At 41.8% G+C, this 18756-nt stretch carries 12 protein-coding genes; 4 read left to right on the forward strand and 8 right to left on the reverse strand.

The window, feature by feature from the left end; genetic code table 11:
• Positions 1-108: 108 nt before the first annotated feature.
• From BW980_RS06955 to tsaD, 7 genes are all read right to left on the reverse strand, one after another.
• Entirely contained in the window at positions 109-1905 is a 1797-nt protein-coding gene (locus BW980_RS06955) for a RagB/SusD family nutrient uptake outer membrane protein (RefSeq protein ID WP_076454200.1), read from the reverse strand.
• A 26-nt stretch (positions 1906-1931) separates the two neighbouring features.
• A complete protein-coding gene (locus BW980_RS06960) occupies positions 1932-5225 on the reverse strand; it encodes a SusC/RagA family TonB-linked outer membrane protein (RefSeq protein ID WP_083690397.1) in 3294 nt (1097 codons plus the stop codon).
• Between the two features lie 339 nt (positions 5226-5564).
• On the reverse strand, positions 5565-6677 hold the full coding sequence (locus BW980_RS06965; RefSeq protein WP_317042187.1) for a THUMP-like domain-containing protein: 1113 nt from the start codon (positions 6675-6677) through the stop codon (positions 5565-5567).
• 73 nt (positions 6678-6750) lie between these two features.
• Positions 6751-7851, reverse strand: a complete 1101-nt coding sequence (locus BW980_RS06970) for an AI-2E family transporter (RefSeq protein ID WP_076454202.1) — start codon at positions 7849-7851, stop codon at positions 6751-6753.
• Positions 7852-7879: 28 nt separating this feature from the next.
• A complete protein-coding gene (locus BW980_RS06975; protein WP_076454203.1) occupies positions 7880-8530 on the reverse strand; it encodes a DUF4159 domain-containing protein in 651 nt (216 codons plus the stop codon).
• A 225-nt stretch (positions 8531-8755) separates the two neighbouring features.
• Positions 8756-9463 (reverse strand): 16S rRNA (uracil(1498)-N(3))-methyltransferase, encoded by a 708-nt coding sequence (locus tag BW980_RS06980; protein WP_076454204.1) that lies wholly within the window; start codon positions 9461-9463, stop codon positions 8756-8758.
• Between the two features lie 74 nt (positions 9464-9537).
• Positions 9538-10575, reverse strand: a complete 1038-nt coding sequence (gene tsaD, locus BW980_RS06985; protein WP_076454205.1) for a tRNA (adenosine(37)-N6)-threonylcarbamoyltransferase complex transferase subunit TsaD — start codon at positions 10573-10575, stop codon at positions 9538-9540.
• 81 nt (positions 10576-10656) lie between these two features.
• Between tsaD and BW980_RS06990 the strand changes: the two genes are divergently transcribed.
• From BW980_RS06990 to BW980_RS07005, 4 genes are all read left to right on the forward strand, one after another.
• A complete protein-coding gene (locus BW980_RS06990) occupies positions 10657-15087 on the forward strand; it encodes a translocation/assembly module TamB domain-containing protein (RefSeq protein WP_083690398.1) in 4431 nt (1476 codons plus the stop codon).
• A gap of 271 nt (positions 15088-15358) precedes the next feature.
• Positions 15359-16345, forward strand: a complete 987-nt coding sequence (gene pfkA, locus BW980_RS06995; RefSeq protein WP_013995063.1) for a 6-phosphofructokinase — start codon at positions 15359-15361, stop codon at positions 16343-16345.
• Between the two features lie 22 nt (positions 16346-16367).
• Positions 16368-17369: a type I glyceraldehyde-3-phosphate dehydrogenase gene (gene gap / locus BW980_RS07000; RefSeq protein WP_013995064.1), complete on the forward strand. Its 1002-nt coding sequence runs from the start codon at positions 16368-16370 to the stop codon at positions 17367-17369.
• An 82-nt stretch (positions 17370-17451) separates the two neighbouring features.
• The gene (locus tag BW980_RS07005; protein WP_076454206.1) at positions 17452-18303 is read left to right on the forward strand and encodes an N-acetylglucosamine kinase; all 852 of its coding nucleotides are present in this window, start codon (positions 17452-17454) and stop codon (positions 18301-18303) included.
• A 61-nt stretch (positions 18304-18364) separates the two neighbouring features.
• Here BW980_RS07005 and BW980_RS07010 read toward each other — a convergent pair whose 3' ends face one another.
• Positions 18365-18745: a RidA family protein gene (locus tag BW980_RS07010; protein ID WP_076454751.1), complete on the reverse strand. Its 381-nt coding sequence runs from the start codon at positions 18743-18745 to the stop codon at positions 18365-18367.
• Positions 18746-18756 lie beyond the last annotated feature (11 nt).

Genomic DNA, 18756 nt, shown 5'->3' on the forward strand with positions numbered 1-18756 from the left:
AAATGGGAAAAATGTGCACCTGTTTCAGCCATTCCGTCCAAATAAGAAAAGCCATTTTTCATAGGTTTAATATGAAAAATGGCTTTTAAAAAAGCTAATAATTTAGGGCTAGAAGTATCCCGGATTTTGCTTCAAGGTGGGTTGCCCACTAGCATCTAAGCTTAAATCGATTTGCGCTTGTGGTATAGGGTAGTACTCATGTATGCCTGAAAAGAACCTCCCTCCTCGAACATCTGTGGTAATCTCACCTTGATATTCGAAGTAGGCGTTTAACGTTTCTTCGGCGATGCCCCATCTTACCAAATCGAAAAAACGATGCCCTTCCATGGCCAACTCTAGTTTTCGTTCAAAATAGATAGCCTTTAAAGCATTTTCTTTTGTAGAAAATTGAGCTAGGGTATATGGGGCGATGTTGTAGTTTGCTGCATCTTTACTTTCATCGAATCCTGCCAATGGGTTAGAACTGTCAATATAGTCTTTTAAGAAGCCTTCAGGGTTGGCGGCCCTGTTTCTGACCCTATTGACATACGCCATGGCTTGGTCTAGGCTTCCTGCTTGCGCCTCTGCTTCGGCAGCCATTAAGAGCACATCGGCAAAACGGATAACGTGCACGTTAATGGCGGTACCAGGAGCCCAACTACTTTGATCGGAGTATTGATCAGCTGTTGCTTGATAGTAGATATTCTTTTTAGGGGAATAGGGGCCTCCGTAAGTTTGCTCCCGAATCCATTCTGCTCCAGGGTGGTACCCCCAGTCGTGATATGGAAGACCACGTCTTCCAACTGTCCAATCCAATCTTGGGTCCAGTGGTCCCGTGTAAGGGGTGAAAGGTTCAGGAGAGAGAATACCCATATCACTTTTAACCGGTTCGGTATTGTAGTCGTCTAAATTAGGTAAACCTGTTACTTCGTCTGTTTTATATGAGTTTACCAAGTCTTGTGTGGGTTGGTAGAAGCCACAACAACGAAAGGGACTGTTGCCGTAAGGGAAATTTAGTTTTCCGCCTTGATTTGAATTAGCTATTGTGCCCGTACCATCATTGGCTACCATTTGGATATCGAAAACCGTTTCTGCATTGTTTTCGGTAGCGGCATCAAAATTATCCTTAAATAAGGGAACCAAGTCATATTTGGTGCCTCCAGAGTTGACACCAGAGCTGATGACAGTGGTAAATATGTCTTTTGCTTCGGTATACTTGTGCTGGAATAAATAGCTTTTTCCTAAATATGCAGCTGCAGCCCATTTATTGGCCCTACCAAATTCAGACTGGGTTTCAGGAAGATTTTCATAAGCAAATTTAAAATCATCTTCGATATTGGGCCAGATATCTTCTGTATTAGGTTGTTTCGGGTCTTCTGTATTTTCATCGATCCATGGAACCATGTTCCACATTTTTTTCAATTCAAAATAATAGTGACCTCTCAAAAAACGAGCTTGGCCTGCGATGTCTTTACGGTCTGAGTCTGAAATAGTTTCATCATTTGCTAATTGCCGTAGTACATTGTTGCATCTCTTAACGCCTTCATATACGGCTTTCCATTTGGTATTGTAATAACCATTGGAAGGGTTGGAATTGAATTTGACAATTTGGTCGATGGCGGGTTGATCACCTCCAAAGCTACCTTTACTGGCAACACCTCCTGCAACGGAGCCGTACACCCAGTTATCAGGTGCCGCTTGCCATGGGCCACCTCCACCTAACGCGTTGTCAGCATCTTCTTGCCCATCTAGGGCCGCGTATGCACTTATCAAAAGTTTGTCGATACCTACTTCGTTGGAAACTACACCTTCGTTTAGTGATCCTAAGGCAGGTTGATCTAAAAAGCTGTCGGCACAAGAGCCTGTTAATAAAAGTATAGCAGGAAATACTAACAGCGACCTTAATTTTTTATTTATAAATTTCATGTTTTTTAATTTTTTATCGCTAGTTATTAAAATATGACATTAACACCGAAAAGGACTTGCTTTTGATTTGGGTATGCACCTTCATCAATACCGAAGTTTACCGAGTCTCCTGAAATTTCGGGGTCGATTCCGGAATAAGAAGTTATTGTAAACGGATTTACTACTTGCGCATATAACCTTAATTTGGAGAGGCTAATTGATTTTAATACATCCGAAGGAAAGGTGTAACCTAATTGAATCTGTCTTGCTCGTAGGTATGATCCATCTTCAACAAAGTAAGAGTTAGGAACGTCAGCTGTACTGAACGATCCCCCGGTTTCTTGAATAGGAGCACTGGCATTCATGTTTTGTGGTGTCCAAGAATCATATAGGGCCGTCTTACTTTTCGCGCCTGTAAAGGAGCTGTAAAAGTCGTGCCACCATTTGACATTATTCCATATGTCATTCCCTTGAGATCCATAAACAAACATACTTAAGTCCCAATTTTTATATAGTAATTCAATATTGAGACCATAAGTAAAGTCGGGGTTGGGATCTCCAATGAAAGTACGGTCTCCATCAGTAATTATACCGTCACCGTTTACATCGGCATATCTAAATCTACCAACGGCAACGTCTGTTTGGTAGGTTGCGTTTGGATTTGCGGCATCTCTTACTCCGGCATTGGCTTCGTCGATTTCTTCTTGGGAATTCCAGAATCCTTCAATTTGATAACCAAAGAATTCACTAACCGAACGTCCTACGGCATTTCTAATGATTGTACTTCCGTTAAAGCGTCTACCTTCTAAATCGAAATAATACACACCATCTGCAATTCTTTCTATTTCGTTGTTGTACGTGGTGAAGGTTGCAGATGTATTCAATCTCAAATCGTCATTGATTTGAAAATAAGTAGATAGGTCAATATCGATACCATTGTTGGACATCTTACCAACATTTACGTAAGGAGCGATAGCTGTACCGTTTGTAGCCGGTAAGTTAGGATTGTAAAGTAAATCTTCCACTTCTTTTTTGTAGTAGTCTGCGGTAAGTTGTACTTTTCCGTTAAATAGACTGGCATCTAAACCAAGGTTGTAATTGATATTTTTCTCCCACTTTGCATCTGGGTTTCCAATCCTAGTTTGGCGAAAACCTTCTGATAGTGTAGAATTGTCTCCCGTGATAGGGTAGTAGGAGTTTAACTGGTCTCCTCCAAATGTTGTAAATGAATTAGGGGGGTCTACGTTAATTTGGTTACCTACAATACCGTAACCACCCCTTAGTTTTAAATCATTAAGCCAATCAGATTCTGGTATGAACTCTTCATTGAGGATATTCCAACCGGCACTTACAGCGGGAAACCAACCGTATTGTTCTTTTAAAAACCTAGAGGATCCATCACGACGAAGAGTGGCGCTTAGTAGGTATCTGTCGTCATAATTATAGTCTGCCCTACTAATGATGGAGGACAGGGCATCGGCATATTTGAAACTGTAATTTGTTTGTGTTCCCGAACCAGTGTCCAAGGTTACATAATCAGGGTCAAAAGAGAAATAATCTTGGGTTGTTCCCCCAACTTCCCTTCCTTTGTTTTGGTATGCTTCCGTACCGACCAAAACGGTTAGGTTGTGTTTGTCCGCAAAAGTGTTCTTGTATTGAATGGTGTTGGTCCAAGTCCAATTAAAATTGGTCGAAGCGGCTTCGGTGTACTGGTTCACGGAAAGATTTTCCGCATTTTCGTATTCTGGAAACTGGAAAGAATTAAAGCTATTCGAATAATACTGTCCCCCGAAACTGGTTCTAAAAGTAAAATTCTTCAGAAAGTCGATTTCCGCAAAGATATTGCCGAAGATTCGGTTTGATGTGCCTCTATTATTACGTAATCTATCCGCTATGGCAACAGGGTTTTTTGCGTTTCCGAGATCAGAACCATAGGAACCGGCATAGTTGCCTTTTATGTCGTAAACAGGTATGATGGGTTGTTCTCTCATTGCCATACCAATAACACTGCCTTCTGTCAATGCGTCGATTTGTGGATTTTCGCGAATAGCGACGCTTAAATTTTCTCCTATACGTATGTTTTCAGTAACATTGTATACAGAATTGGCGCGAATCGTATAACGTCGTAGATAGGTGTTGTTAATACTGCCTTGTTGGTCGAAATAATTCATTGAAAACAAGTAACTTCCTTGGTCGTTACCGTTGCTTATCGATAAATTATGGCTTGTTATACTAGCAGGGCTGAAAATTTCCTGAAACCAGTTTGTACCTTCTTTGTTTGCTTTTACAATTCTGTAAAAGCTTTCCAAATCACTTGAATTGGTGTAATTAGGGTTTACGTAATACAGTGCCTCATCTACTGTTTGTGCCCCTGCGGGAGCAATGTAGTTCGGCAAAACGGGAGAACTGCCATTGCCGTATTGGGAATGGTTGATAGGGTCATCGGGATTGGTATTTTTTAAAGCTATGAACGTTAATTCTGCTTGTTCTTGGGAGTTTAGTATGTCCCATGGGTTTCCGTTTTGAACAAGTTGAACACCATAGTAAGAATCATAGGTGACCTTTAACTTTCCCGAGCCTTTTTTAGTAGTAATGATTATTACACCATTTGCAGCTCTTGATCCATAAATAGAAGCAGAGGCGGCGTCTTTAAGAACTTGCATGCTGGCAATGTCATTCGGGTTAATGTCGTTTATATTGTCGGTAGGGATACCGTCTACAACGTATAAGGGGGTGTTGTTACCGAAGGTATTGGATCCCCTGATTTTAATTTGAGGGCTTTCACCCGGTTGTCCGCCACCTGTAATTGTTACCCCTGATACTCTACCTTGTAATTGGCTGGTAACTTGACCTGAAGGTTGTTGTGCTAGTTCATCAACTTTAACAACGGAGACGGCTCCTGTCAAATCTTGCTTTCGCTGTGTACCGTATCCAACGACAACAACCTCTTCGAGAGCGGCAGCATCTTCTACCATAGTTACATCAACAGTGGTTTGGCCATTTAAGGCAACCTCTTGATTTTTAAAACCAATGTAGCTAAAGACCAAGATTGCTCCATCTTCTGCATTGAGTGAGTAGTTACCGTCAAAATCGGTTTGGGTACCGATGGTCGTTCCTTTAACGATAACATTGGCACCAGGTAAGGGAAGCCCAGATGAATCAAGTACGGTTCCCGTAATCGTACTTTGAAAAACATCTTTGACCTCTGTTTTGAGGCTGGAGTTTGAATTTGCTAAGGAACTTTGTGGCGCAGAGCAAATCAACAATGAGAAAAGCCCAATTCCAAGAGAGGAAATCTTGCCTTTGGGTCTTAACGAATTTAATTTTCGTTTTTTGTTCATAATAATGAGTGTTGTTTGTTAGTTTAAAATGTGATATTCTCAATTTTAAAACGGACTATTAAGAAAATCATAAATAAATGTAGGGATAATAAGTCTATTCAAAAAGCTATAGTCTTATATTCAAAACAATGTAAGGGAAGTTTTAAGTGTAAATGTCTGATTAAAAGGTAATAAACTGTATTTTTAGTCTATTTTGGAATAGTGTTAAAATATAATATGTAGTCTAATTCTGAAGTATTTAAAAGTTAAATAACTACTAATTAATTATTTTTCTTATAACTTTATGTAAGTTCGTTATTCGAATTTTACAATAAAAAAGACCCCACCTCCTCCCCAAAACTAAACTTTAGAGCCGATGATAACGGTGGCCTTTTTTTCTAGGTTTGTAGCAAAGAAGATATAGTGCTCCCCCCCGTCTTTAATGCGGAACTTCTTTCGAATATCGGCTACGCTATCGGGAAAATTGCGTGTTGTGATATTGGCCTTCCTTATGGCATTTCGCTTGAGTTCCTTTTTGTTGTAAGGAAGCACTTTTTCGATTTTGAACCGTCTTCCCGGAAAATCGATCAGTTCATCGGAGGTATATAAATGGGTGTGCTCCTGTAGTTTTTTCAGTTGATAGCTATGACCAATGGTTTTAAAGGCCCCAGATTTTAAAATTGCGGCATTCGGCTCGTATAGGTATGATAGGGGAAGGGAAAAACTTGAATCGCATTTCCTTTCTTGATCGAGCCCGAAGCTAAAACTTTGGTCGTCTAATTTGGTTTTGTTAACGGTTTTGATGGTTACTTCTCCTTTGAAACCTCGTTCTAAAACCCATAGGAGTTCTTTTACTTCGTTGTTTAGGGCTACGATATGTATTTCCTTGATGTGCTTCAGTTCGTTTATCCCTGCGGAAATATCGAGTAGGGGGGCTGTTTTAATTAAGATGTACCCCGTTTTGGAAAACAATAGGTCTAAGTTTTCGATTACATCGGGTTGGCAATCCGATAATAAAAAAACACGTTGTTTGATGTCATTTCGCCTTGAGGGGTCGATGTAGATCCAATCAAAATTCCGTTCCGAATTCCTGATGAAATCCAAACCGCTTTCCGCATTTGCCTCTATATTATCCGCACCTAAAACCTCAAAGTTATGGGACGCGATTTCGGACAAGTTTTTGTTGATTTCACAGTGGAAAACGTGGTCTATTCTTTTGCTGAAAAAATAGCTGTCTACACCAAAGCCTCCGGTAAGGTCGACAAGCGATTTTCCCGATACTATTTCCGACTTGTAGCGGGCCGTAATTTCAGAAGAGGTTTGCTCAATATTCAGCTTGTTAGGGTAGTAGATGTTCGATGTGCTGAACCAAGTATTGAGTTTTTTTTCACTCTTTTTTCGCGACTCTAATTGCTCGGCGAGTTCTTTGTTCGAAACTAGCTCAAAATAGGGTTTTTTAAGTAATACTGACATGATGTCAGTGTTTAAATTTTTTAATATAAAATTCTGTACACCAGTATTTAATATGTTTTTATTCAAACCTTAACTATAAACTTTTTGTAATGGATTTAACGAGCTTGTTTTCTGATAAAAATTCCTTTAAGATCACTTTTATGGCGGTGTATCCGGGTACGGCTACGATCATTCCGACCACACCGAAAAGCAATCCGGCAATGATAATGATCAAGAAGATTTCTAAAGGGTGCGACTTAACACTGTTGCTAAAAATAAAGGGTTGCGAAAAGAAATTATCAACGAGTTGTCCTATCAATAACCCGATTAAAACATAGCCAGCTTTGGGGAGGATTACGGTGCTAAAATCCATACCTAAGTTACTGGTCATTGTGAGTACTACCATAATGACCCCGCCGATGATCGGACCGATGTACGGAATGATGTTGAAGAGGGCGCACAAAAAAGCGATGACAATGGCGTTTTCTATACCTAAAATCAACAGTGTTATCGTGTAGATCACGAAAAGGATAAAAATCTGAAGAAGTAGGCCGACAAAGTATCTTGAGAGTAGATTGTTTATTTTTTCAATGGATTTCACGGTGCGTTTTTCATTCTTTTCGTTAACAAAAGCCAGAATGCCACTTTGAAAAAGATTGCTGTCCTTTAGAAAGAAAAAGGAAATGAACAAAACGGAAAAGAGTCCGATACTGGCGGTGCTAAGAACGTCTAGGAACGAGTTGAGAAAGTTGGGTATAAATCCAATATTAAGGCTGTCTACAATTGTTTTTTCAAAGTCGGTGTCTTCGATTATTTCGTCCACTACGTTTGGCGCGGTGCCTATGAAATTGATGATCTGCTCGTGCAGTGAATCTAGGTTCCGTTCGAGTTGGTTAATGTCAAGTAGTGAGAGGTTTTTGCCTTGTTCTGTTAGGAGTGGGACAAAAAGTGCGATAATTCCGCTCAATACGCCTACCATTAAGGCCATGGTCAAGATTACGGCAATCGTATTGGGCAACTTGAGCCTACGTCTGAAAAAGAACACGACAGGGCGGCCAATCAGGGCTACGACCGCTGCAATGGCTAAATAGGCGATAACGGACTGGATTTTCCATAAAAAATAAAGCAGCAGGGCGGTGCTGAGAATGATTCCTACGGCGCGCAGAATTCCATTGCTGATAGTTTTTGAGTTCATTTCTTTATTGCGTTTTGTGGGCGTGTATTTACTTGGTAAAAGCGTATTGAATGATGTTGGCGCCCATTTGAAGCGCCTTGGTCCTTATTTCGTCGGGGTCATTGTGTACGCTGGGGTCTTCCCATCCGTCCCCGAGGTCGCTTTCTACGGTGAAGAGCAGGATCAGTCGGTTCTCGTCAAAAATGCCCAGGGCCTGGGGGCGCTTACCATCGTGCTCGTGTATTTTGGGTAGTCCGTCAGGAAACGAATAGACTTGCTTGAATATAGGGTGGTCGCTGGGGAGTTCTTCCAAAGTTTTGTCGGGAAAGACTTTTTCAAGGGCTTTTTTGAGATAGGGGGCCATGCCGTAATTATCGTCGATATGTAGAAAACCCCCGGATAGAAGGTAGGTCCTTAGGTTTTCTGCTTCCTCGTCGGAAAAGACTACGTTGCCATGTCCGGTCATATGAATGAACGGATATTGAAAAATGGTGCTGCTTCCTACTTCAACGGTTTCGGGTTTTGGGGGCAGGGCGGTCCCGATATTTTCATTGCAAAATACAATGAGATTAGGTAAGGCGGTGGGGTTGGCGTACCAGTCTCCTCCTCCCTTATATTTTAATATGGCAATCTCTTGGGCGGATAGGGAAACTGTTATCAACAGGGTAAAGAATGCTAAGTAATGGGGCAATCGTTTCATTTTAAGGTCGTACTAAGGAACTATTATTCAAATGTATGAATTATGAGGTATAAACGAATTGTTTACATATCGATTGTTTGGGAGTAGGTGATAGATATGTGGGAACTGTTTTTGTTGAAGAAGTGGATCGAAGCTTTCTGTCCTAGTTGGTTTATGGTCTTTGGGAACATGTGAAATCTTTTGTATAGCGGGAGGGGAAAAAGCTTGTGTTCGTGGTTTGGCTTCCTATGAATTATTGATTATGGTGACGGTGGTGCAGGCTACAATGGCCGCTGTTTCGGTTCGTAAGCGGTATTCGCCTAAAGAAACGGGTAGAAAGCCGCTTTTGCGGGCCAATTGTATTTCGTCGGGAGAAAAGTCGCCTTCGGGTCCGATTAATATGGTGACGTCCGTGTCGGCAGCGACCCTTCTTTTTAGATCTACTTTTTCTTCTTCTTCGCAGTGTGCGATGAACAAGAGTCCGTTTTGTGGCTGGGCGATGTAGTCTTTGTAGGCTATGGCGTCGTTCAATTTGGGGAGGTAACTACGTAGGCTTTGTTTCATGGCCGATTGGACCACTTTTTCCAAGCGTTCCTTTTTGATGACTTTTCGTTCCGATCTATCGCAAAAGATGGGGGTAATCTCGTTTACCCCAATTTCGGTAGCTTTTTCTAAAAACCACTCAAAACGATCATTGTTTTTCGTCGGGGCGACCACCATATGTAGCCAATGTCTTTGAGGGTGCTTCTTTGTTGTCGAGATCACATGGGCCTTGCACCTTTTTGTGTCGGCCAGTAAGATTTCCGATTCAAAAATAAATCCCTTTCCGTTGGTAATGTGTAGAGTATCACCTTCTTTTTTACGTAATACTTTAACTATATGGCGGCTCTCTTCTTGTGAGAAAGTGAACTGTGAAACGCTCTGGTCTAAGTCTGGATTGTAAAATAATTGCATAGGTCTAAGATACGAACAATATGGTGGGAACGAAATTTGTTTAACACTCAAGGCTCCATTGTGGCGGGCTATAGTTAGAGGTTTTTTTGGGAAAGCACATAGCGGGCCTTTGCGGATATGTCCTGTTCTGAGAATTTGTCCTGTTGGTATTTTAAGTAGCCTACTACGCCGATCATTGCCGCATTGTCGGTGCAGTATTCGAATCGGGGTATGAAGGTTTTCCAGCCCCGATTTTTTTCGGCCATTTTAAGTGCCTTCCTGATGCCTGAATTGGCACTTACCCCGCCCCCGATGGCTATTTGGGTAATTCCGGTTTCTTCTACGGCCTTTTTGAGCTTGTCCATGAGAATATGGATGATTGTTTTTTGTATCGATGCACAAATATCTTTCAGGTTTTCTTGGATGAAATCCGGATGCTTTGCGGTTTCCCTTTGTATAAAATATAAAATACTGGTTTTTAATCCGCTGAAACTAAAATTTAGTCCATCGACCTTAGGTTTGGGGAAAGGAAAGGCCTTAGGGTTTCCTTCTTGGGCATATTTGTCTACTAGTGGTCCTCCGGGGTAGGGTAGGCCTAAAATTTTGGCGCTCTTGTCAAAGGCTTCCCCAACGGCATCGTCAAGTGTTTCGCCAAGAATTTCCATGTCGAAAAAATCTTTTATAAGAACAATTTGCGTGTGGCCGCCACTAATGGTCATCGCTAAAAAGGGAAACTCGGGAGTGCCGTCTTGTTGCCCTTCTATAAAGTGGGCCAAGATGTGCGCCTGCATGTGGTTGACCTCGATTAGTGGGATGTTCAGGCCCAATGAAAGCGACTTTGCGAACGAGGTTCCGACGAGAAGTGAACCCATCAATCCAGGACCGCGCGTAAAAGCTATGGCGGATAATTGTTTTTTGTCGATATTTGCTTTGTTCAAAGCTTGGTGTACTACCGGAACTATGTTTTGCTGGTGCGCCCGTGAAGCGAGTTCGGGTACAACACCTCCATATTCTTCGTGAATTTTTTGTGTGGCCGTTATGTTGCTGAGTACTTTTTTATTGCTCAAGACCGCCGCAGAAGTATCGTCACATGAAGATTCTATGGCAAGGATATAAATAGTTTCGTTTTTCACCGAGTTTGGAATAAAAGTTGAACGCGCAAAGGTAAAACATATAGACCTATCAAAAAACTGAGAAAAATACTGATTAGAACCATGATGGTACTCGTGCTGATCTGTATTTTAGCTACGGTCATACTTTCCTTGCCTTTCGTTCAGACAAGCTTTGCCAAATATGCCACGGATACGATCAACAATGACTTTGGTACGAATATCAATATCGATAAACTCAGAATTTCACTGATTACGTGGGATACCAATCTTGAAGGAATCTATATTGAGGACTACAGAAAAGATACCCTCTTCTACGTAAACAAGCTTACGACTTCCATTCTTAGTATAAGAAACCTGAGCAAGGGCAAACTCGAGTTTGGTGACATAAAAATAGATGAGCTGGATTTTAAGTTGAAAACCTACTTGGACAATAGGAGTACCAACCTAGAGGTGTTCATCGATAAGTTCGATGACGGAAAACCGCGTAAACCTGGTACGGATCCTTTTCTTTTTTCGTCTTCGGATGTTGAGATTGCCAACAGTACTTTTCGTCTGATCGATGAGAATTTTGAAAATCAACTCTTGCTCGATTTCGAAGAGTTGAATATCGGGGCGAGCGATTTTCTTATTCTTGGTCCTCAGGTGTCGGCCAAGATCAATACTATGGCCTTTAATAGTCAGCGGGGCATCAACGTTCAGCAAATGGCTACCGAGTTCAAATATACAAAACAACAAATGCGTTTTGATTCGTTGAAGATACAGACTGTTGGTTCGCATTTAAAAGGGGATTTGGTCTTTGATTATGAGCGGAAAGATTTTGCCGACTTTTTGAACAAGGTCAACTTAACGGCCGAATTTGAAGAATCTGTCGTATCATTTGATGAGATAAATATGCTCTATGATCAGTTCGGTAGGGGTAAGGAGGTCAATTTCTCGTCTAAGATATCGGGGGTGTTAAATGATCTTAATACCGAAGAATTGTTCTTGCAGTCCGACAATACGGGTATTAGGGGCAATTTCAATTTCAAGAGCCTGTTCGATCGTAAAAAGCCCTTCATAATGCGGGCCGATATGAAGAATGTTACCTCTAGCTATTATGAACTACGTGCCCTTATGCCGAATATATTGGGAAAATCATTGCCTTCAAGTTTTCAGAAACTGGGGCAGTTCACTATACGGGGCGATGCGGTCATTACCGAAAATTCAATAGATGCTAAAGTAAACCTTAATACAGCTATAGGAAGCAGTTATGCCGATCTTGAGCTTTCCGATATCAACAATATCGACAACGCAACCTATAAAGGTTTTGTGTCCCTTATTGATTTTGATTTGGGCGATTTTACCGAAAACGAAAGATTGGGCAAGACCTCCCTCGATTTCAATGTGGAGGGACAGGGCTTTGTTCGGGAAACCTTGAATACCGAAGTTATAGGTGAGGTGTATTCGGTGGAGTTTAACAACTACGATTATAAGAACCTCAAGGTCTCGGGAATTTTAAAGGAACAATTGTTCGATGGTACGGTACTGAGCAATGATGAGAATATAAAATTCAGCTTTAAAGGGCTTGCCGATTTCGGGGAGGATCGCAATGACTTCAATTTTATAGCTTCCGTCGATTATGCCGACCTCAATAAGTTGAATTTTGTCAACGACAGCGTTTCCATATTTAAGGGAAATGTGAATATGGACGTTACCGGAAATACTCTGGATAATCTTGTGGGGGATGTTAAATTCACCAAGACCATCTTTCAGAATAAGAACGACACCTATTACTTTGAAGACTTTAAAGTGTCCTCGACCTTTGAGAACGATACGATTCGCGTGATCGATATCAACTCGCCGGATATTATCACCGGTTATATGAAAGGAAAGTTTAAGGTGGGTGAGTTGGGGCGCTTAGTGCAAAACTCCTTGGGAAGTATCTATACGAACTATAGACCTTTTAAGATATCGGGAGGGCAGACGCTTGCCTTTAATTTTAAGATCTACAACAAAATTGTCGACGTCTTTTTTCCGGAAGTGAAATTTGACCCGAATACCTTTATCAAGGGGAATATTGTGGCCGATGAGGGCGACTTTAAGTTGAATTTTAAATCCCCTAGTATAGTCGCATTCGGTAATGAGGCCGATAATATCGATATCAAGATCGATAATAAAAACCCATTGTTCAATACCTATATATCGGTTAGCGATCTTTCTACCAACTACTACGATGTGAAAGATTTCAACCTGATCAACACAACTCTAAAAGATACCTTGTTCTTTAGAACGGAGTTCAAAGGGGGGAGCGATTTGAACGATAGCTATAATCTTAACTTTTATCACACCTTTAATAAAGATAACAAGTCGGTAATCGGTTTAAAGACTTCCGATGTAAACTTTAAAGGGAATAAATGGATCCTCAATAAAGATGGCGACAATAAAAACAAGGTGGTCATTAACCGTACGCTCGATAGTATCGATATACGGGAAATCGTAATGAACAATAGCGCCCAAGAACAGATTCGTCTTAAAGGGCGGTTGGCCGATTCTACCTATAAGGATTTGCAGCTTCAGTTCAAGATTGTTTCGCTGAACAAAATAACACCCGCTATAGATAGTCTTAGATTGCAGGGGGAAGTGAACGGAACACTCAATATTTTGCAGAAAGACAATATTTATTTGCCTTCTTCCAACCTTGCGGTCGATGATTTCTCCATTAACGATATGCGCTTGGGGGATCTTACCGTAGGTATTGTCGGCAATAAAGATTTGACGGAGTTCGCGGTAAATTCACAGATTACCGATAAGGGATTGGAGAAATTGAGCGTGGTAGGGAGCGTCAACAATAAGGAAGATATGCCCAAAGCCAATCTTTTGGTAAGCTTTGATCGGTTTGATTTGGAGCCTTTTGCTCCCCTAGGGGAAAACATTATTAGCCATATACGGGGGTATGTCAGTGGTAATGCACGTATCCAGGGCCCGGTAGATAACCCTGATTTTAGCGGTGTACTTACTTTGGATAAGGCGGGTCTGGGTATTCCGTATTTAAATGTTGATTATGATTTTGCGGCCAACTCTAGGGTGAACCTGAGTAAGCAGACCTTTGATTTTGATCAGATAAAAATTACGGACGTAGACAAGAAGACCAAGGCGGTCTTGGATGGAACGATAAGCCATTCCTTTTTTGATAATTGGTTGCTCGATATCGACGTAGATACGAATAACGATAGGCTTTTGATTTTGAATACCGACTTCGAAGAGGAGGTGCTTTACTACGGTACCGGTTACCTAGACGGGAAGGGTCGGATTTTCGGGCCCACCAAGGCTTTGAATATTAAGGTGGAAGGAAAAACGGCAAGGGGGACTTCCCTAAAGATCCCGCTTAGTGATGTGGCTTCCATTGGGGATTATTCCTTTATCAATTTTGTGGAGAAGAACCAGTTGAACCATGTGGAAGAAGAGCGTACCCTAGACGAGTTTCAGGGACTTGAGCTTACTTTCGACCTTGATGTTACCCCTGATGCCGAGGTGGAGATCGTGACCGATACCAAGACCGGCAGTTCTTTAAAAGGAAGCGGGGTCGGTATTTTGTTGATCCGTATCAATACCCGCGGTGCCTTTGAGATGTACGGAGATTTTGTTGTGGTCGAAGGACAGTATAACTATAAGTTCGGTGGGGTGATCAATAAAACCTTTCAGGTGAAACCTGGGGGCACCATCGTATGGGATCGTGAGCCTCTAAAGGCGACCTTGGATCTCGAGGCGGTATATGCCTTAAATGCCAACCCGGCGCCTCTGTTGGACAATCCGGGCTATACGCGGCGTATACCTACGGAAGTGGTGATTAAGCTTACTGATGACCTTGAGAGTCCTGATATCGAGTTTAATATTGATTTCCCAGGGACCAATAGTATCGTGCAGTCTGAGTTGGAATATCGATTGCAGGATCCTACGGTGGAAGAGCGCAATGCCCTTTTCCTGCTGGCGCAGGGTTCTTTCGTGAACGATCAAACGGGCATCGACCAACAGGCGGTAACGGGGAATCTTTTGCAATCGGCCTCGGGATTGTTGAACCAAGTGTTGGGCAATAACGATAAATTTAACCTTGGTCTTTCGTACGAGCAGGGCATTCTTGACCGAAGTGCCGATTACCAGACGGAAAACAGAATTGGGGTAACCGTTTCTACCCGGATCAGTGACCGAATGCTCTTCAATGGAAAAGTAGGGGTTCCGGTAGGGGGAACCACGGAAACCGTCGTAGCGGGAAATTTTGAGATACAATTGCTGCTGAACGAAGAAGGGACCTTGAGTGCCAAGTTTTTCAATAGGGAGAACGAGATACAGGAATATTTGGCCGATAGGCTGGGGTATACCCAAGGTGTCGGTATTTCGTATGAAGTAGATTTCAATAGTTTTAGGCAGCTCTTCCGGAATATCCTAAAAAAGGAAGCGGCTAAAGAAGAACTTCCAGAGCCCGACCAGGTACCTAGTGCCGTAATGGGTAAGGATAGTTTGCTGAAATTTTATCCTAAGGATAAGCGGTTAAACTAAAAGGGGTTATACGGTTCTTTTTAGTGGTAATCTGTCTAAAACGGGTGTGTTTTCTTAAAAACCACCTCTAAAAAGAACGAAAAGTTCACTTCCATAGTAAAATCCCGCTTTTGCCATATTCTCAGTAAGGGGAAAGCGAGGGGCGTAAAAATGTTATAATTGATTACATATTTTAAGAAAATGTGAGCTGAGTTATCAAGACGTTAAATTAGATGGATAACAGGATCGGAATTCGAATAAGTTTGTTAGTTTTGCAACTTAGTTTTTTTTAATGGCTTCAGAAATAAAGAAAATAGGTGTTTTGACCTCCGGAGGTGATTCCCCCGGCATGAATGCTGCAATACGCTCCGTGGTTAGAACTTGTGCCTACATGAAAGTAGATTGCGTAGGTATCTACAGAGGATATCAGGGCATGATCGAGGGGGATTTTAAGCCGATGGACGCGCGTAGCGTCAATAATATAATCAATAAAGGAGGAACGATTCTCAAATCGGCCCGTTGTGATGGCTTTAGAACGCCCGAAGGGCGCAAAAGAGCCTATGAGCAATTAAGGGCAGAGGGTATCGATGCTTTCGTGGTTATCGGGGGCGACGGTAGTTTTACCGGAGCTATGGTGTTTAACCAAGAGTATCACTTTCCGATCATAGGCATTCCGGGTACTATCGATAACGATATATTCGGTACATCTAATACGGTAGGTTTTGATACGGCCATGAATACGGTGGTTGAGGTAATCGATAAGATTAGGGATACCGCCAGTTCGCATAACCGACTTTTCTTTGTTGAGGTTATGGGTAGGGATGTAGGTCATATCGCTTTAAATACCGGCGTTGGTGCGGGGGCCGAAGAGATATTGATTCCTGAGGCGAACCGAGGTCTTGAGCGTTTGCTCGAATCTTTAAAGCGTAGTAAAAAATCGGGTAAGTCTTCTAGTATCGTTGTGGTGGCTGAAGGTGATAAGATCGGAAAAAGTGTTTTTGAACTTAAGGAATATGTTGAGGAACACTTACCTATTTACGATGTGCGAGTGTCCGTATTAGGGCATATGCAGCGTGGAGGGGCGCCATCTTGTTACGACAGGGTCTTGGCCAGTAGAATGGGGGTGAAGGCCGTAGAGAGCTTGTTGGAAGGGCAAACCAACTTTATGGTGGGGGTCCAGAACAACAAGATTATTCTTACGCCGATCAGCAAGGCTATCAAAGGACATACGAAAATAGATAAGGAACTTATTCGAGTTTCAGAAATAATGACAACATAATTTAATTCAAAACAAGAAGAACATGTCAGATTTAAAAATAGGAATTAACGGATTCGGCCGTATCGGAAGATTGGTCTTTAGGGAAACTGTAAGAAGAGAAGGTGTAGATGTAGTCGCCATTAACGATTTGTTGGATGTTGAGCATTTGGCCTACCTTTTAAAGTATGATTCCGTACATGGTAAGTTCGAAGGTACTGTTGAGGTTCAAGATGGTAACTTGATCGTTAACGGAAAAACAGTAAGGATCACAGCTGAGCGTGACCCAAAAAATATCAAGTGGGATGCCGTTGGTGCTGAAATCGTTGCTGAATGTACCGGTATCTTCACTACTTTGGAAACTGCACAATACCATATCGATGGTGGTGCCAAAAAAGTGGTAATCTCCGCTCCGTCCAAAGATGCCCCAATGTTTGTAATGGGTGTTAACCATAAAGAAGTTACGGCTTCTAACACTATCGTATCTAACGCATCTTGTACTACCAACTGTTTGGCTCCAATGGCCAAAGTGTTGAACGATAACTTCGGTATCGAGGAGGCATTGATGACTACGGTTCACGCTACTACGGCTACTCAAATGACCGTTGATGGTCCTTCTAGAAAAGACTGGAGAGGTGGTAGAAGTGCTATGTTGAACATTATTCCTGCATCTACAGGTGCTGCTAAAGCGGTAACTAAGGTTATTCCGGCATTGGAAGGTAAACTTACGGGTATGGCCTTTAGGGTTCCTACTGCTGATGTATCTGTAGTGGATTTAACGGTTCGTCTTCAAAAAGACACTTCTTACGAAGAAATCAAAAAAGCGTTCAAAGCGGCTTCTGAAGGCGAGTTGAAAGGTATTTTAGGTTATACTGAAGAGGCTCTTGTTTCTCAAGATTTCGTAAGTGATAAACGTACAAGTATTTTTGATGCGGGTGCAGGTATCGAATTGAACTCGAAGTTCTTCAAATTGATTTGTTGGTACGATAACGAGGCTGGTTTTTCTAACAAAATGGTAGATTTGACTCAGCACGTTGCCAGCTTATAATTTTTCTGAATATTACTAATGGTAATCCTGAGAGTGGGCAAAAAATTGCTTATTTTCAGGATTATTTTTTTAAACGAAAATTATGATTTTAATTGTAGATAGTGGGGCCACAAAATCAGATTGGATTGCCTTGGATGAAAAGGGAAATCAGTTGTTTATGACCCAAACGTTAGGGTTGAGCCCAGAAGTTTTGACTAGAGAGGTAATCGAAGATAGATTGGCCAATAACTTTGAGCTTTCAAAGAATAGGGATAAGGTTTCCAGATTGCATTTTTACGGGGCGGGATGTGGTACCGACCGGATGAAAAAATTCCTTGGGGATATCTTTAAGGATTTTTTTCCCAATGCAAAAACCGATGTAAAAGAGGATACCTATGCGGCTATTTTTTCGACGACCAAAATAGGCCACCAAGGAATCGTTTGTATCTTGGGGACAGGCTCTAATTGTAGTTACTACGACGGACATCAGCTGTTTCAGAAAGTGACTTCCTTAGGTTATATCCCCATGGATGACGGTAGTGGTAATTTCTTTGGACGAAAGTTGATAAGGGACTATTATTTTCACAAAATGCCCCAAGACTTAGGTATCAAGTTTGCCAAAGAGTATAATTTGGATGCCGATGTCATAAAAGAGAACTTGTACAAGCAACCCAATCCGAATACCTATTTGGCTACCTTTGCCCGGTTTTTAGTGGAAAACAAAAACCATCCGTACTGTAAAGGGGTTATCGATAAGGGGTTCCAGCAGTTTGTAAACAACTATATCATGCAGTTTGAACTGGCGACCAAGGTGCCGATCAACTTTGTGGGGAGTATAGCGCATTACTTAAGGGATGAACTCGTAACGGTCCTTGAGCGTAACGACTTGATCGTTGGGGTTATTAGACAACGACCGATAGAAGGTTTGATGGAGTTTCACGTAGAAACCATCTAGCTTTGTTTATTACAATATGTCACAGGCCTTGATTTTTCATCAAGGCCTGTTTTGTTTTGGACTAACGTACCGCAATCATTGAAATTTCAACATTGACGAATTTGGGTAGGTTTGCGACTTCTACGGTTTCCCTGGCGGGTGCCGTTTCACTGTCGAAATAAGTCGCGTACACTTCGTTGATCTCTGAAAACTGCTTCATGTCCTTCAAGAAAATAGTACTCTTGACTACATTTTCAAAAGTCATATCGGCTTCGGTAAGTACCGCTTTTAGGTTTTCCATAGATTGTCGCGCCTCTTTTGCGATGTCGCCCTCAATGAGCTTTCCGGTGGCCGGGTCTATGGGAATCTGTCCTGATATATAAAGGGTGTTTCCGCTTAAGACGGCTTGGTTGTAAGGACCAATAGGGGCAGGGGCATTAGGAGTATTGATTATTTTTTTCATCGTTTTGTGAT

Origin of the sequence: Zobellia uliginosa (genome assembly GCF_900156625.1) — a bacterium.
Taxonomy (GTDB): domain Bacteria; phylum Bacteroidota; class Bacteroidia; order Flavobacteriales; family Flavobacteriaceae; genus Zobellia; species Zobellia uliginosa.

Bases quoted from the DNA above. Each gene is read 5' to 3' on its own strand.
- BW980_RS06955 (WP_076454200.1), bottom strand. From the start codon at position 1,905: ATGAAATTTATAAATAAAAAATTAAGGTCGCTGTTAGTATTTCCTGCT.
- BW980_RS06960 (WP_083690397.1), bottom strand. From the start codon at position 5,225: ATGAACAAAAAACGAAAATTAAATTCGTTAAGACCCAAAGGCAAGATT.
- BW980_RS06965 (WP_317042187.1), bottom strand. From the start codon at position 6,677: ATGTCAGTATTACTTAAAAAACCCTATTTTGAGCTAGTTTCGAACAAA.
- BW980_RS06970 (WP_076454202.1), bottom strand. From the start codon at position 7,851: ATGAACTCAAAAACTATCAGCAATGGAATTCTGCGCGCCGTAGGAATC.
- BW980_RS06975 (WP_076454203.1), bottom strand. From the start codon at position 8,530: ATGAAACGATTGCCCCATTACTTAGCATTCTTTACCCTGTTGATAACA.
- BW980_RS06980 (WP_076454204.1), bottom strand. From the start codon at position 9,463: ATGCAATTATTTTACAATCCAGACTTAGACCAGAGCGTTTCACAGTTC.
- BW980_RS06990 (WP_083690398.1), top strand. From the start codon at position 10,657: ATGATGGTACTCGTGCTGATCTGTATTTTAGCTACGGTCATACTTTCC.
- pfkA (WP_013995063.1), top strand. From the start codon at position 15,359: ATGGCTTCAGAAATAAAGAAAATAGGTGTTTTGACCTCCGGAGGTGAT.
- gap (WP_013995064.1), top strand. From the start codon at position 16,368: ATGTCAGATTTAAAAATAGGAATTAACGGATTCGGCCGTATCGGAAGA.
- BW980_RS07005 (WP_076454206.1), top strand. From the start codon at position 17,452: ATGATTTTAATTGTAGATAGTGGGGCCACAAAATCAGATTGGATTGCC.
- BW980_RS07010 (WP_076454751.1), bottom strand. From the start codon at position 18,745: ATGAAAAAAATAATCAATACTCCTAATGCCCCTGCCCCTATTGGTCCT.